Origin of the sequence: Imperialibacter sp. EC-SDR9, assembly GCF_902498805.1 — a bacterium.
Lineage (GTDB): Bacteria > Bacteroidota > Bacteroidia > Cytophagales > Cyclobacteriaceae > Imperialibacter.
In genome coordinates, this window is record NZ_LR701610.1 from 33,008 (window position 1) to 49,133 (window position 16,126).

Genomic DNA, 16,126 nt, shown 5'->3' on the forward strand with positions numbered 1-16,126 from the left:
TTATCCACAATTAGAGCCACTTAAATATTGGCTGAATTAACAAATTGCACTAACAGCATCGCTCTTATTACGCCTGTGATGAAGCTTAGAATATAACCGTCCGCATGTTCTGCATCTTAATTGACCAATTGTTCTGACAGAAATGTGACTTTTACCGTTTAGAAAAACAAGGCTTTTTAAAGCCTTGAGCAATGCCTCTCAAAATTAAATCGCAAGATTTGCGAGACATACAGCTATTAGCAGAACGTAATTGAGCGAAAACCATTGGAGAAAATCACATAGCACTTAAATACACTTTTCTGATACATAGAAATGCTTTAGATTGATTTAAAATATTCAAAGGATATCGCAAGCGGTTCATGTTGTCAAATCAATTATAACAAGCGACTCAAATACAACTATGAAAGAAGAACTGAAGCCTTTCATTGATTTTTTTTCCAGTGCAAAAAGAGATCTAAATCTCGAGCGAGAGGTTGCTTTCGAAGTTGGGTGCTCCGAAGCAGCGCTTCAGATTTTAGATGAGGCTATATTTGCGTCAGGCATTGTTGAGGAAAAATTTACGATCGGGCATCTAAAAATAAACCACGTCAACCAGTTTCATCCCAATATTAGCTCCATCCAAGGTGCGCTTCGATTCAGGGGACAACCTGATTCAAGTTTCGTTCGCCAACAAGATGACGACTGGAAAAATGATGCTAAGAAGTTAATTCAACAAGCTAGTGCGCAGATATCTTTTCAACTTCAACAATTAAATTTCAACCTAGCCTTCTTTGAAAAAATTGGGTATCTGAGTGGTCACATAGTAGCTATCGGTGCAAATGGCAGCGGTAAAACTACTTTGTCAAACTTATTTAAAACCTACCTCGGAGACAATGGGGTCGTTATTTCAGCACAAAGAATTCTTTTGGTACCCAATTTCGATTCCATATCGAATCCCACTTATACCGCAAATGAGCTAAGAGACTCACAAGCACGTGATAAAACCAACAAGCACCATGGTGAATTTGGCCACTTACAAAATGAGTTTGCAATTTTATTAAAAAATCTACTGGCTGATAATATATCAGCTGCCACTGCTTACAGGAAAAGAGCATTCGAATTGTCAGAGGAGGGTGGTGCTATCAGGGAACCAACCCCGACCAATCTTGACAAGACATTTACTATTTGGAATACTTTAATTGAACACAGAATTATTGACTGTGCTGACGGAATGAACATAACCGCCAAGCCTCAAGAGGGCAAAGATTACCCTGCCGTTCAAATGAGCGATGGAGAAAAGGTTATGCTGTATCTCATTGCCCAAGTTTTGCAGGCACCAGCCAATGGGTTTATCGTCATAGATGAGCCGGAGATGTATCTCCATAAGACTATATTAAAAAAACTTTGGGATACGCTTGAAGCAGAGCGGCAGGATTGCCTTTTCATCTATTTAACGCACGATCTTGATTTTGCCACGAGCAGATCCACAGCAAAAAAAATATGGATAAAGTCGTTTAGTCATCCTGATAGATGGGAAATAGAAGATATTCCTGAAAATGAAATTCCAGAAACTCTACTATTTGAACTGCTTGGTAGTAGAAAAAATATACTATTCTGTGAAGGCCAAAAGGGTAGTATTGATGAAAAAGTGTTGTCGATAATTTTACCTGAATTTACTGTAATGCCAGTTGGATCTTGCTTTGAAGTGATCAATCATACAAAGGCTTTTAACAGCTTGCGAAACGTGAATACTCGAGCTTTTGGCATCATAGATTCGGATCATCATGATCAAACACGGTTAGTCAAGTTGGTTAGCGATAAAGTCTTTTCACTCAAAGTCGCTGAGGTTGAAAACTTGTTCCTAGACGAGAAGTTTTTGAAGTTGATGGCTGCTCAGCTATTAGTTGACAAAGATTTAGTTCAAAACATAAAGCATGATATTATAGCAGAGTTTAATAAGCTAAAAGAAACTCAAACTGCTCACTATATCAGCACCAAGATAAATTACTATTTTAAGGATTCACACGTCTCAAGAGGTAATAGACTTGAAGAGGTAGAGAGTAATTTCAAAAAATTTACTGAAAGAGTGGATGTAAACAAGTGGTATAAGGCACGCATTGAACTTTTAGACAAAATCGTAATGAACGGAGAATATGAGTCCGTTATTTCTATATTTAATAATAAAGGGCTGCACCCAGTGGTGTCTCGACACTTCAAGATTTCAGATTTCACAGAACGTTGTATTAAACTTTTGCAAAGCTCCAAAGACTCTCGAGAATGCATTTTAGCCCATATGCCGACCGAGATAAGAGAGGCCGGGACAAGCCGATAAGGCCCGTAAACGCCGCCACTGTCAGGCGCACTGCCGCTTTCCATCCATCAGCTCCCCGGAGTGGCGCCGGAGAGGACTGAGCGTTAAGAATCGCTCCAGTGGAGCGATGTTAAATAATGGGACAGCTGCCACAAAAGCTGCCCCATCCGTTTCAAAAAACCATAAAATCAGGCCCAAAAGCCCAAAAACAAACATTTCTACAGTGGAGCCGGAGGGAGTCGAACCCTCGTCCAGATAAGGGAAAAATGTACCGTCTACATGCATAGTTACCGATTGAATTTTCGACTGCTTGCCGGTAGGCAACATACCAACGCACAGCTTAGCCACTTAATTTCGCAGGTGCTTAGTAGCCTCGCACCCACTAGTTCAACCATGTCGACACCCAAAATCAGCACCGGAAGAACGAGGCACTGGTGGATGTGGCTGGGGAATCTCGCTAGAGACTCAACCCTTTAAGCCTTTACCTCAACGTTAAGTTAAGATTAAGCAGCCATGGCGTAATTAGATTCGCCAATTGTTGTTTGAGTGAATTGCTCACGGATGTACACTCATCACCCGGCACGCAAGCACAAAATCCGTCCTTACTGTCAAAACCAGTCGGCCCCGGAATTCATATTTTGCAAATAAGGGTACAAATATAGCGTATTAAAAGTTCGCTATACGCCAGCGCCTCTAATTGTTTTTGATAACGAAACACAATTGCTTTTCGCCAATTTAAATGGCCTGGGCGTTGTCTCCCACTCCTGCGTGCCGCACACCTGCCATCCCTTTTTGCTTGATACTGAACAAATATTTGCTGACTATTCTCTGGGAAATACAAACAACACCATGCCGCACAAAAACATCAACCGAAGAAATTTTCTTCAGCAGGGCGCTATTATAACAGGAGGCGTAGCCCTTACACCACTTGTTGGCTATGCCTCTCCAAAAACCGTTACAGCACAAAGTGAATTGGCCGATGAGCCCATGTGGTACCAAAGGCCTCTTCGAATGCTGCAAACGGTGCTCCGTGAGCCTGATGCCACCAACTACAATGCGCAGGCAGTGGTGGACTATATGCTCAAAACTGACTGCAACACCCTGGTGGTAAACGCCGGTGGCATCGTCGATTTCTTCCAGAACCCACTGCCCGCTGCCAACATTAACACGTTCATGGGTAAGAACGACATCCTGAGAGACATCACAAATGCCTGTCATAGTGCAGGAATCAAAGTGATAGGTCGTGTCGACTTTCGTGGAGTAGAGGAAAAGATATTCCGGCAATTTCCCGACTGGTTCAGCTATGAGGAAACAGGCAAACCTATACAGCTTGGCTACACAAAGCCTCAGCTTTATGCCTCCTGCTACACCAGCTACCACCGGAATGAACATGCCGAAAAGTTCATCAAATACATCGTCGGGGAATATGATATTGACGGCATTTGGCACAACAGCATTGGCGTGGGTGGCATCTGCCATTGCTCCCGCTGCAAGGCGGCATACAAGGCAAAGACAGGAGCCGATCTGCCGGTTTATGCTACTGCCTCAGACGAAGATTTGAAACAATATATGGTTTGGAAATCAGAGGTGGCCGACCAACACATGCGACGAATGAAAGAAACGGTAAAGGCTTTTGGAAAAGAAAAGGCCTATTCGGCTGAAGTTTTCAGCATGTTTGAGTCGGGCGGGAAGGTCGACTCCGGGATTGACCTCTACAACGCCAGGGAGCATTTTGATTACCTTGTGAGCGTGGCTTTTCTCACGGAAAATTCGGAGCACATTCATTACGAAGACCTGAACTATGCCAATACCATCGTCAGGTTCCTTAAATCAATGGCACCGGAAAAAGAGGCTGTGATTCTATACGGTGGCAATGGCACGGCGCACCGCTATGTGATGGATCCTCCACAGGATTTGAAAATCTGGCTTTGGGAGGGATTGTCAGCCGGAGGCAGGTTTTGGAACTGTAGTTTCACCGGCCAGTACCCCGACGCCACACACGACAGAAGGAACGCCTACAACCACCAGGACACTTACAGCTTTATAAAAAAGTACGAGCATTTGCTTGCTCATCAGGTGCCGGTGGCCAATGTGGGCATTTACTACTCCAGGCCCACAAGGCTATTTTACAGAAACAAGCCACCAGAAGGAGACAGCTTCGATGAAGCCATCAAGGGAATAGAAAGGGTGCTGGCAGAAAATCACATCCCCTATCATTTTATTCCGGACGACCAGATAAGCACTGACCGACTGAAAAAGTACAAGGCCATTATCATGCCCGACGTCAAATGTCTTTCCGAAAATGAAGTAGCACTCCTTCAAAACTTTGTAGCCGGAGGCGGAAAGCTTCTGGCTACGTACGAAACCAGCCTTTACAGCGAGGATGGATTACCAAAAAAAGACTTCGGGCTAGCGGATGCTTTTGGTTGCCATTTTACCGGGAAGAAAGTGAACACAAGAAAAGACTGCTATCAATACATTAACGACCCCAGTCACCCGATAGTAAGTCCCGATAGTGGTAAAACTGAACTGCTTATCAACGCTGGGTTTACCCTTTTGTGCGAGGCGGAACCAAGTGCTAAGAAAATTTGCACATATACCCCTTTGGTGCACAACCAGCCCCCGGAAAAGGCCTGGACGAATGAGTGGGCAAAAGAACTCCCCACTGTTCTGGAGCATGACTATCAAAAAGGAAAGGTGATCTATTTTGCTAACCAACCAGACCAGGTTACCCACGCCATGGGGCACCCCGACATGAGCAACCTTATACTGAGGGGCATTCAATACCTTGCCGGAGAAGCGAACCTGCCAGTGACCACAAATGCCCCTGAGAGTGTTCATCTGGGGCTCACAAAGTCGGCCAAAACGGAAGGTGAGTATATACTCTCGCTAGTAAACACTACTTCCGGCCAGGGTAGGCCGGTCAGGCGACTGGTGCCTGTAAATGAAATTAAAGTTGTTCTCAACCTCCCCGGAAGTTCTTTGAAAAAATTCGAGGTGATGAAATCGCAGGGAGAATGCAAAGTGGAAGTAAGGAATGGCAAAGTCGAAGTGGCTGTTGAAAAACTGGAGGATTATTTCAGCCTATTTGTGAAAATGGGCATATGACGTAACTTATTTCAGCATATTTATTTTAGTTAGCTGAATTTAATTCGCTTATATTCATTCTCTGTTTATCAACCGACGAATAGAACTTGACAACACCTGCTTTGTACCGGACAAAAGAATTAATTCTGGTTTTATATTTATTGTTGAATTTCTTCATTTCACCAGCTCAAAGTATCACGGGCGTGGTGATTGACAGTGCCACCGGAAGCCCCCTCCCCTTTGCGAATGTATTTGTCGACAACACTACCATAGGCACAGTAACCGACGCCGACGGCAAGTACGTTTTGAAAGGAGTCAGCCCTGGCAAAATGACTTTGGCTGCTTCCTTCGTTGGCTATATTACCAAGGCGGTATCGATTGACCTCAAAGAAGGAGAGCCACTACAGAAGGACTTCTCCCTGACTCCTCAGGAAAAACAGCTCGACGAGGTAGAGCTTACTTCGAGAAGGGATAGAAAGTGGGAAAAACAACTGGAAAGGTTTGAAGAAGTATTTATCGGCAGCAGATACGACCCACTGGTAAATAAAACCAAAATTCTGAACCCCTGGGCCATTGACTTCGAAGAAGGAAAAACCAGCAATGGGATGCGCTATTTTTCCGCCACCTTCAACCAGCCTTTGGAAGTTGAAAACCTGGCCCTGGGTTACAAGCTGATTTATCATTTGAATGTGTTTAGCCAAACCCGAAACGGTACCTTGTATCAAGGCCCGGTACAGTTTATTGAGATGGACACCCTCTTCGAAGACCTGTCAAAAAAATGGGTGGACAACAGGCAAAAAGCCTATCAGTCTTCATTGCGGCATCTCTTCAAGTCGATGATAAGAAACGACCTCAGCGCACAACATTTTGATATTTATCAATCAAAAAGTTTCGGGCTTACATATATCCGAACCAATAGTTTCGACTACGAAAGAGGCAATTCCATTGAGGCTTTCTCTTTGGACAGGGCCATCAGGCCAGGACAGCAAATTGGCGAGTTCAAGATCGTTTCTTCCAAACGTTTGGAGGTGCACTACACTGGCATGTCGTGGCCAAACACCTATTATCACGACGTTTACCATCCCATTAGCTGGATCACCCTTAAGGGGGGCTCCACCGAGGTGACGAGTAAAGGCGTGCCTCTCGATCCCTCAGATATTGTCATCTCGGGGCACATGGCCAGGGCCAGGGTAGCTCATTTGCTCCCTCACAATTACACCCCGGGCGACACAGTGTCGGCATTTAGTTCGACGGAGGAAATCATGATCGCCCAGCAGCAATACAAGCAGAATAGCCTTCGTGAGAAACCCCATCTGATTACGGACAAGCCGTACTATTACCCTGGCGAAACTATTTGGTTCAGTGGCCAAATGCTGTACCAGAACGCCCTGATGGCCGACACCCTGAGCCGGGTGCTTTATGTTGATGTGATCAACCCATTCCGCCAGATAGTAAAAACGGAGGTATTTCCGATTGAGAATGGTAAAGTCACCGGACAACTAGCTCTTCCGTCATATATACAAGCCGGCGATTACAACCTAAGGGCCTACACACGATGGATGCAGAACTTCCCTTCGAGCGACATCACTTACCAGCCATTGCCAATAATTAATCTTTACGAGACGGTAGAAAATACAACGGTGCTCGGCGCTAACATGACCGATCCTGATTTACTGATCACCATCAGCACTGACAAAGACCGTTACCGACCCCGCGACAAAGTGCAAGTGTCTCTGAGCGTAATGGACGCTGACGGAGGGGCTATCTCCTCCAATCTGACTGTGTCGATTACTGACACACTTCGGGTAGCCTCGGTCCCAACAAGCCCAACGCTACAGCAAGCCTATAACTGGGTGCTCAACGGACGACCTACCCCCTACTTTACCCAACCGCAACATCAAATCGAATATGGCGTCAGTGTGAGTGGACAGTTTCTCAACAAAAAAGGAGAACCTGAAGCCGCCAATATTACCATCGTGCAAGGCGAATACGAAGACTATGGGGTGGTAGCAGCCGACTCGACCGGCAAGTTTTGGGCAAGTGGCTTGCAATTCAACGACAGCTCAGCCATGGCGATGGCTGCGATCAATGAAAAGGGCAGACCATACGGATCGGTGGTGCTGGCAAAGCAAGCTGTACCAGAAGTAAAAGCACAGCTTACCAACCTCAACCTGACTGTTAAAGAACAGGAGCTGCCGCAGCCCATCTTTTCTCTCCCCAACGATGTCGACTATACATTGCTCAATGAAGTGGTGGTAGAAAGCTCCAAGATTGAACCTCTGTCAGAAAGGAACTATGGCTTTGGCCCTGGCGATAAAACTTTTACCCAGGAGGATATTCAGAGATCTTCCGGGCAGGGAGTGATGTCTATTATTGAAAGAGGCATGCCTGGTTTTAATAGAAATGGCATGTATCGGAAAAACTATGGAACAGCCAGAGGAAACTATTATCCTACGCCGTTGGTCATTATCGATGGTCAGCGATTTCAGGAACAGGCACCTCCGGAGCCAGGCAATACCGGAGTTGATTATTTAGACCGGCTCAATCCCGCTGATATTAAAAGCGTCACAGTCTACACCTACAACGCCGGAGTCTTTGGTATGGCTGGGTTTGACGGAGTTATTATGGTAGAAACTAACCTTGGAGGAGAAAGAAAACAGAATGAAAAACCCACCATCTTCAACAAAGACGGCTTCAGTCTTTACACGATAAAAGGTTACACTCCAGCACAGGAATTCAGAGCACCCAATTATTCTCAGCGAAAGGAAAGCCATAGCGAGCCTGACACCCGCACCACCATTTACTGGAACCCTGCACTCACAACAGACAGTGAAACAGGTAAAGCCGGATTTTCTTTTTATGCCGCCGACTCTCCAACGGTTTACCGGATTGTAGTGGAAGGAATGACGGAGGATAATACGCCGGTGAGGGAAGTGAGGTACTTACAAGTCAGCAAATAATGGCACAAAATATCCTTCAAAATATTAAAAAATGGTGCCGTCATTACTTTTGAAACACCTATCGAAAATAGCACCACTTCTGCTTTTCGGGCTCCTCCTGTCATTAAATTCTGTTGCCCAGAGCTTCGTCTTATACGGCACTGTGTATGACAAATCCACCAATAAACCCCTTCCTTTTGCCAATGTGTTTATCAACAACACCACAAGCGGTGCCGTCAGTAATGGTGAAGGAAAGTTCAGCATCCCCATTCCTGGCCCGGGATACATTGAAGTAGTTGCTTCCTTTGTTGGCTACGTCACCAGTTACGAGAAGGTAATGGTTAGCGGCAATCAACATGTAAAAATATCCTTTGCGCTCGAACCTCTTGAAAAGCAACTCAATGAAGTAGAACTCAAGTCAAAAAGAGACAAGAAGTGGGAGAGGCAGTTAAAAAGGTTCGAAGAGGTTTTTATTGGCTCCTACAACGACCCTTTGTCTTCGCAAACAAAAATACTAAATCCATGGGTGCTGGATTTTGACGAGGGCAAACTCAAAGGTGGGCAGAGGTACCTCGCCGCTACCTGCTATCTACCACTCGAAATTGAAAACACCGGCCTGGGCTACAAAATCATCTATCACCTGGAGGGTTTTCAGCAAACGAGAAGTGGTTTTAACTATGAGGGTCCCATACAATTTATAGAAATGGATTCCACCGAAGCTATGTCGAAGACATGGGATACTAACAGGCAAGAGGTATACCTCGGCTCGGTGAGGCACATGTTCAAAGCACTTATCAACGACCGGTTAAAGCATGAAGGATTCGAGGTTTACACTGTGAAACCAGAGGGCAAGCATCATGTAAGAACAAAGCGGCTGGAAGTTGATAAGGAGTTTATGCTCGACACCATTTCGAGGTCCAAAATGCTAAAGCCCGGAGACCGAATAGGAGACTATAAGGTTCGGTCACAACCCCCTCTGGAAGTTCATTATTTCAAAAAAATATGGCCCAACCTTGTCTATGCCGATGCCTACTATCCGGTAAGCTGGCTCACTTTCAAAGACTCGACGGTTGCAGTAAGCATCAAAGGTGCGCCGTATGACCCGAGTGAGTTGATAATTGCGGGCTATATGGCCAGAGACCGGGTGGCCCGAATGTTACCTTACAATTTCACCCCCGATAAAAGTTATACTTCATTCGACCCCGAGCCTTCTGAGATTGCCGTCAGGGGCATTAAATACAATGCCCTGCGGGAACGCCCGTATGTTCAAACTGATAAACCTTACTATTATCCGGGGGAAACCATCTGGTTCAAAACCCAGATGCTTTTTCAAAACCCCCTTATGACCGACACTTTGAGCAGAGTCGTTTACGTCGACCTGTTGAACTCAGACAAAGCCATCATTCAAAGCAGTGCCTTGCCGATCAAGGATGGAGTTAGTCATGGACAACTACAACTCCCCGGTAATCTGACTCCCAGCCAGTACACCCTTCGATCCTACACGAACTGGATGCGCAATTTTGATGATAAGGACATTTTTTATCGATCAATCCCTGTGCTCAACCTTTACGAACAGGTGCAAAACACTGAAGCAAGACCTTCAAGAATAAAGAACCCAGATATAATGGTCTCTTTAAACACGGAGAAGGTGGTTTACAAACCAAGAGAAAAAATCGCTGTACAAGCTGTTGTCACCGATTCTGATGGAGTCCCATTGATGGCGAATTTGTCTGTTGCCGTAACTGACACCTTGCACGTGGCTTCAGTGCCGTCCTCCACTACCCTGGAAGACGCATATGAATGGACCTATCAGGCCTCCAGCGCTCAGCCCAAAAGCCCACCCGACTATCAAATAGAATATGGCATTAGTGTAAGCGGAGAATTCAGAAACAAAAAGAAACTACCGGAGCAGGCATCGGTTACCATTGTGCAGGGAGAGTATGAGGACTATGGCATTGTTGAAACAGACAGCGCCGGGAGGTTTTGGGCCAGCGGGCTGCAGTTTGAAGATAGCGCTCAGGTGGCCTTCGGGGTAATAGATGCCAAGGGACGTCCTTTCGGCTCGGTAACAATCGATGAAAAAGTCCCGCTTAGGGCACCAGACTCTCTGCCTGTGATGCACCTGAACATAAAAGAAACTGCGATACCTCAACGCATTTTCGTTTTGCCAGATGAAGATGAGTACACGCTGTTGCAGGAGATAGTGGTAGAGGACACACCTATTGAACCGATGTCGGAAAGTCAATACGGCTACGGCGCTGGCGACAAGACTTTTACGGAAAAAGATTTTGAAAAAAATCCCCAACTCACCGTATTTGAATTCCTTGGAAGAAATGGCACTGGGCGAACTAGCTTCCAACGGCACAATTGGGGCATCAAGGCAGCACCGCCTCTTGTTATCATTGATGGATCGAGATATGGTGGAATCTACGGAGAAACGCCATGGCAATACCTGGAGTCGCTGACAGTTGACATGATCAAAAGCATCAATGTGTACACTTACGGCGCAACCATTTTTGGCATGACAGGATCCGGCGGCGTGATCATGATTGAAACAAAGCGCACGGAAAGAAAGGCAGACGAAACACCCACCATTTTCAATAAAGACGGCTTCAGCCTGTACACGATAAAAGGCTACGCCCCAGCCCGGAAATTCAAAGCACCAGACTATTCTCAACCAAAGGAAAGTCATAACGAGCCTGACACCCGCTCGACCATTTATTGGAATCCTTCCCTCACCACCGATAGTGAAACAGGTAAAGCCGAGTTTTCCTTTTATGCCGCCGACACACCTACAGTTTACAGAATTGTAGTGGAAGGCATGACAGAGGACAATACGCCGGTGAGGGAGGTGAGGTATTTGACGATTGAAAAATAAAAGAGAAGCCGAAATTGATCGGCTTCTCTTCTTGGTGCCTCAATTGGCCTGCCGCTCACTGCTTCACGAACCTGCCAACACTAATGCCGTCTGTAAACTCCAACTTCAAAAAGTAAACTCCTGATTGCAGTTTATTCAAATTGAGGTGCAACTGAGTTTGTGCCTTCTCAAACGAAATCTCTATGATTTGCTGTCCGCTCATGGAATAAACTTCAATGTATTGAAGCATTTGGATTCTCTCAGAGTTGAGCGAGATTGTTAATTGGTCACTTACAGGGTTTGGATACATTTGCAATGAACTGAACTCTGCTTCCAGTCCCTGCACTACTTCTTCCTTTCCCACCATCGTCATAGTCAGCGAAATATCCTCGGTAAGATTAATGGTCTCTGCCTCTTCAAAAGTGAGCGCCGACGGATAATAAGTGATAGAGAACAAACTTGCTTCTGACTGGAGTGGGCTAACTTGCAGTACATAATTTCCTTCCTTCAATCCACCAATTTCTAAAGAGCCCTCGCTGATGGATTCCTCACCAGCTACTGCACCCTCAGTTGTTAATAGGGTTGCGGTTCCTGTCTCGAGCACCACTCCTTCGGCTTTATTGACCATGAGTGTAATTGACAGAAATGGTTTTACCAACAGCGTTTTACTGATACTGGCTGGCAGATTAGTGGCATCGCCTGCCTGAAGAGCCTTAACTGACAGTTCTCCTGGGCCAGTAAAGGTTAGCTGGTTTCCATCAAAGCTTGCCGATCCACTAACTAGTTCAAAGCTGACAGGCAAACCCGACGAGGCAGTTGCAGAAAGCATGAGAGGTGACTGGTCGGGGTATACGCTGGAAGGTAGATCAAAAGTAATGGTCTGTTCACTTTTCAGGTTAGCCGTAGAAATAGAAAACGCTTTGCTAAATACTCCTTCTGAGGCATCCTTTGATTGAATTCTGACAGAATAGGCTTCCTTTTTGTTATCGGCTATTGCTTCATTCGTTAGCAGCTTGTTGTCAGCAATGCTAAACAAGGAATTGTCGGTGCTACCGTCGCCAGTGACTAATTCATACGTGTGTGTATCGCCTTCATCCTGATCAGTCGTGCTTAGAAGACCAATCTGGAATCCCCCAACTATCTGTTCGGTAATCTCGCTGGCAGAAAGAAGGATGTCTGATGGGAGGTCACTAGCATTGATAATAGTCAGTGCAAAAGCCTGGCTGAAGCTCTTGCCGTCGCTATCCTCGCTTTGCACTCTGATTGTATAGGCAGACTTCGTTTCAAAATCAAGTACTGTACTGGCCAACAGTTTGTCGCCACTAATGGTAAAACTAGCGTTGTCGGTGTCACCTTCACCAGTAACCAGGGTGTAAGTATGGTTGTCGGTTTCATCCTGATCGTTGACGCTCAATGTAGCCAACTCACTGCCAATAGGGAGGTTCTCAGTAAATTCACTGGCGCTAAGTGAAATGGCCGTAGGTGCATCGTTGGCATCGATGATAGTAATAACGAAAGCATCGCTGACCACAGCCCCAACTTCATCCCTTGTCTGAATTCTTACGCTGAGGCTGGCTTTTGCTTCGAAGTCAAGCACCGCTGCTGTTTGTAGCTCATTTCCTTGAATAACGAAGCTGGCATTGTCAGTGCTTCCTTCGCCTGCAACCAGTGTATATGTATGAGTATCTCCTTCATCAGAGTCTGTCGAAGAAAGGAGGCCTACCTTGGTGTTTTCTGGCAGGTTTTCTGCGATTTCGGTACCATCAAGCGCCAACGCCGTTGGTGCACTATTCACCCTGTTAATTGTGAAGGCCTTGGCAAAGGTATTACCATACTCATCGGTTGCCTGAATTCTGACAGAGTAAACCGGCTTGGCCTGTAAATCGAGCATTGTGGCAGTCACAAGACTACTTCCGGAAATGGTAAAACTTGCGTTGTCAGCGCTTCCTACCCCTGCTGCAAGAGACAACGTTGGCATGTACTCACCACTTTCATTTATGATAGAAAGCACACCCACTTCTGTGCCATTTGTGTGGGCTTCAGGAATTTCATTGGCGGAAAGTTGAAGATCCATCACTGTTTTGACTTGTTGGGGAGATTTTTTAAATGCTGCACCATTTCCCAATTGGCCGCTCAAATTTCCGCCCCAAGCCCAAAGAGTTCCATCTGACTTAATTGCCATTGAATAACCATTTCCGGCAACAGTTTCTACCCAATCGGTCGCATCACCTACTTGGGTAGGAGAGCTTCTATCAGTCGTCGTGCCATCGCCTATTGCACCGCCATTTTCACCCCAGGCCCACAACGTACCATCGTTCTTTAATGCGGTATTGTGATAAAAGCCTGGCTCAATATTTGTCCAATCACTATCAGTGCCAATTTGCACTGGACTTGATCTATCTTCGGTTGTTCCATCCCCTAACTGACCGGCAAAGTTGTAGCCCCAGGCCCATAATGTTCCATCAATTTTTACCCCAAATGAATTGTAAAACCCACATCGAACTATTGACCAGTCGCTATCAGTCCCAACTTGGGCAGGGGTGTTGGTACTAGTATTGGTTCCGTCTCCCAGTTGGCCGTAGTCGTTGAAGCCCCAAGACCAAAGGGTACCATCTTCCTTTAGCGCTATTGTGTGATACCTTCCTTCGCTTACAAAAGCCCAGTCAGTATCCGAACCGACCTGTGTCGGACTAGTTTTATAGATAGTAGTTCCATCCCCCAGGCCACCATAGGGGTTATTACCCCACGCCCAAAGTGACCCGTCGTCTTTGATTGCAAATGACGAGTAATGCCCAGCAAAAACACTTTTCCAATCAACATCTGTTCCGACTTGGACGGGCAAGGATCTATTAGTTGTTGTACCATCACCCAACTGACCGTTTGAATTCCACCCCCAAGACCATAGAGTCCCATCCGACTTCAATGCCAACACGTGACTTCTTCTAATGCTAATTGACTCCCAGCTTTCCCCTTCAGATACCTGAACTGGAACAGATTCATAATTTAATAACCCAGTACCAAATTGGCCTAACGAATTACTCCCCCAGCCCCATATAGTTCCATCTGTTTTTACGCCCAACGAAGTAGAAGTACCTGCATATACTTTTGTCCAATTCAACTCGTCGTTTGTTTTCCCTGGCACTATTTGCAAGCTGCCTGTCCCCTCACCGGCTTCACCATTACGATTTGTTCCCCAGGCCAATACAGTTCCATCATTCTTTACTCCCAACGAATGCCAATAACCGGCCGAAATTGTTGTCCATGATGTTTCGGAGCCGACTTGAACAAGATTTAAAACTGAGTTTGACGTTCCAACTCCTAGTTGGCCGTTGATATTCCCGCCGACTGCCCACAAAGTACCATTGCTTTTAGTGGCTAATGTATGATCATCCCCTTCCACGACGGCTTTCCAGTTATCGTCTGATCCTACCTGGAAAGGTGTCAACAAATCGTTTGTCGAACCGTCTCCAAGTTGACCAGTCGAATTAGCACCCCAGGCCCATAAAGTACCATCTGACTTAATTGCCATGGTGTTTGAATTGCCTGTGGTCACAAGCGACCAGTTGGTGTCTCCGTTAACTCTAATGGGTGACTTCCTTTTTCCCACCTTCCCTTCCGCACATAGATAAAGCGTAATAGGGCCCGGCAAAGGTTCCAGGCCTTCCGAAGAAATAGTTGAACCAGCGGGGTTTACTATTGTGAAGGTTATTTCGGAATCCCAGTCACCAGAAACAAACTCGAACGAGAGGCTAACTGCACCATTAGGCATTGAAACTACCTCCGATCCTTCAAAGCCATCATCCAGCGTGTAAAGAGATTCGTTTCCGTCTATTATGACTTTTATAGAAGCGCCATTCCAGCCATCACCGTAATCGTCCTCAAAGTTAATTACATAATCCCCTGTTGGGTTTGAAATCGACGGTTCTGTACAGTTAACAGTTGCCTCATCACCAAGGAAGTTGTGTCGGTTATCTCCCCAAATCCATAACGTACCATCGGTTTTTATGGCGGCTGAATGATAGTACCCAGCGCTTACACTTGCCCAGTCAGTATCGGCACCTACTTGAATGGGTTCGGATTTATCATCCAGGCTTCCATCACCCAGTTGGCCAAATTCATTTCTACCCCATGCCCACAATGTGCCATCCGCCTTGATAGCAAGCGAATGCTCTTTGCCTGCACTTATCGCCTTCCAATTTGAGTCTGCCCCAACTTGAGTTGGAGTAAGGTTATCGTCGGTAGTTCCATCCCCCAGTCGGCCAAATTCGTTCTTGCCCCAAGCCCACATTGTGCCGTTCGTTTTGATAGCCAGGGAATGTGATTCGCCTGCTTCAATCTCGAACCAGTTGTTATCACTGCCAATCCTTGTTGGGGTGGATTCATCGTCGTTCGAGTCAGTACCAAGCTGACCGTTGGCATTGCTGCCCCAAGTCCAAAGGCTTCCGTCTTTCTTTATCAACAAGGCATGGTTAGCGCCCGCTGAGATCTTTTGAGCATATGTGTCAGTCGTCCAAATCAAAGACAGGCAAAGACCCATTGCCAGACAACACAGTATTTTTCTTTTATGCATCGCAATTATTTTATCTACATTTAAGCGTTGTGAGTTATCAGTGCCATCCATTTCTTGCTACAGTCGATAGATTGCGACAAATATGGATATTGATAAGGTATGAAAAATAGGACTGACAATTGGATAAAAAAATATTCAACAGCAAAAAAGCATAGAAATCTATCTTTTTGACTCGAAATAACTGCTACCAAAGGAATACGGCTTCAAAGGCTGTCGGTGTGCTATGAAACAAAAAAAGGCCGCTGTAAGCGGCCTTCTCGACTTTGGCCTTTTACTAGATAAGCAATAAATAAGCTCAATATTTTGATTTTGAGTTTATTTTTTGTGATTTTTATATCTAGTTATATGACTAGATATTTAGATATGGGGTTTCCAACAAAGAT

Annotated in this window: 5 protein-coding genes and 1 other RNA gene; 4 read left to right on the forward strand and 2 right to left on the reverse strand. The window is 45.6% G+C overall.

Annotation, left to right across the window (positions count from 1 at the left end; all coding sequences use genetic code 11):
• Nucleotides 1-400 precede the first annotated feature (400 nt).
• Entirely contained in the window at nt 401-2,311 is a 1,911-nt protein-coding gene (locus GC130_RS23790; protein ID WP_152000869.1) for an AAA family ATPase, read from the forward strand.
• A gap of 200 nt (nt 2,312-2,511) precedes the next feature.
• Here GC130_RS23790 and ssrA read toward each other — a convergent pair.
• Nucleotides 2,512-2,916, reverse strand: a transfer-messenger RNA (tmRNA) gene (ssrA, locus tag GC130_RS23795).
• A gap of 94 nt (nt 2,917-3,010) precedes the next feature.
• Between ssrA and GC130_RS23800 the strand changes: the two genes are divergently transcribed.
• The 3 genes from GC130_RS23800 to GC130_RS23810 all read left to right on the forward strand — a co-directional run bounded on the left by GC130_RS23800 (nt 3,011) and on the right by GC130_RS23810 (nt 11,194).
• Complete coding sequence (locus GC130_RS23800) at nt 3,011-5,398, forward strand: alpha-amylase family protein (RefSeq protein WP_152000870.1); 2,388 nt, start codon at nt 3,011-3,013, stop codon at nt 5,396-5,398.
• Between the two features lie 143 nt (nt 5,399-5,541).
• A complete protein-coding gene (locus GC130_RS23805; protein WP_193217977.1) occupies nt 5,542-8,337 on the forward strand; it encodes a TonB-dependent receptor in 2,796 nt (931 codons plus the stop codon).
• A gap of 31 nt (nt 8,338-8,368) precedes the next feature.
• Nucleotides 8,369-11,194, forward strand: coding sequence for a carboxypeptidase-like regulatory domain-containing protein (locus GC130_RS23810; protein WP_152000872.1), 2,826 nt, complete (start codon nt 8,369-8,371; stop codon nt 11,192-11,194).
• A gap of 55 nt (nt 11,195-11,249) precedes the next feature.
• Here GC130_RS23810 and GC130_RS23815 read toward each other — a convergent pair whose 3' ends face one another.
• Nucleotides 11,250-15,743, reverse strand: coding sequence for a T9SS type A sorting domain-containing protein (locus tag GC130_RS23815; protein ID WP_193217978.1), 4,494 nt, complete (start codon nt 15,741-15,743; stop codon nt 11,250-11,252).
• Nucleotides 15,744-16,126: the final 383 nt, after the last annotated feature.

What these genes read in the sequence shown, in the direction of transcription:
- GC130_RS23790 (WP_152000869.1), top strand. Translation starts at nt 401, where the DNA reads ATGAAAGAAGAACTGAAGCCTTTCATTGATTTTTTTTCCAGTGCAAAA.
- GC130_RS23810 (WP_152000872.1), top strand. Translation starts at nt 8,369, where the DNA reads ATGGTGCCGTCATTACTTTTGAAACACCTATCGAAAATAGCACCACTT.
- GC130_RS23815 (WP_193217978.1), bottom strand. Translation starts at nt 15,743, where the DNA reads ATGCATAAAAGAAAAATACTGTGTTGTCTGGCAATGGGTCTTTGCCTG.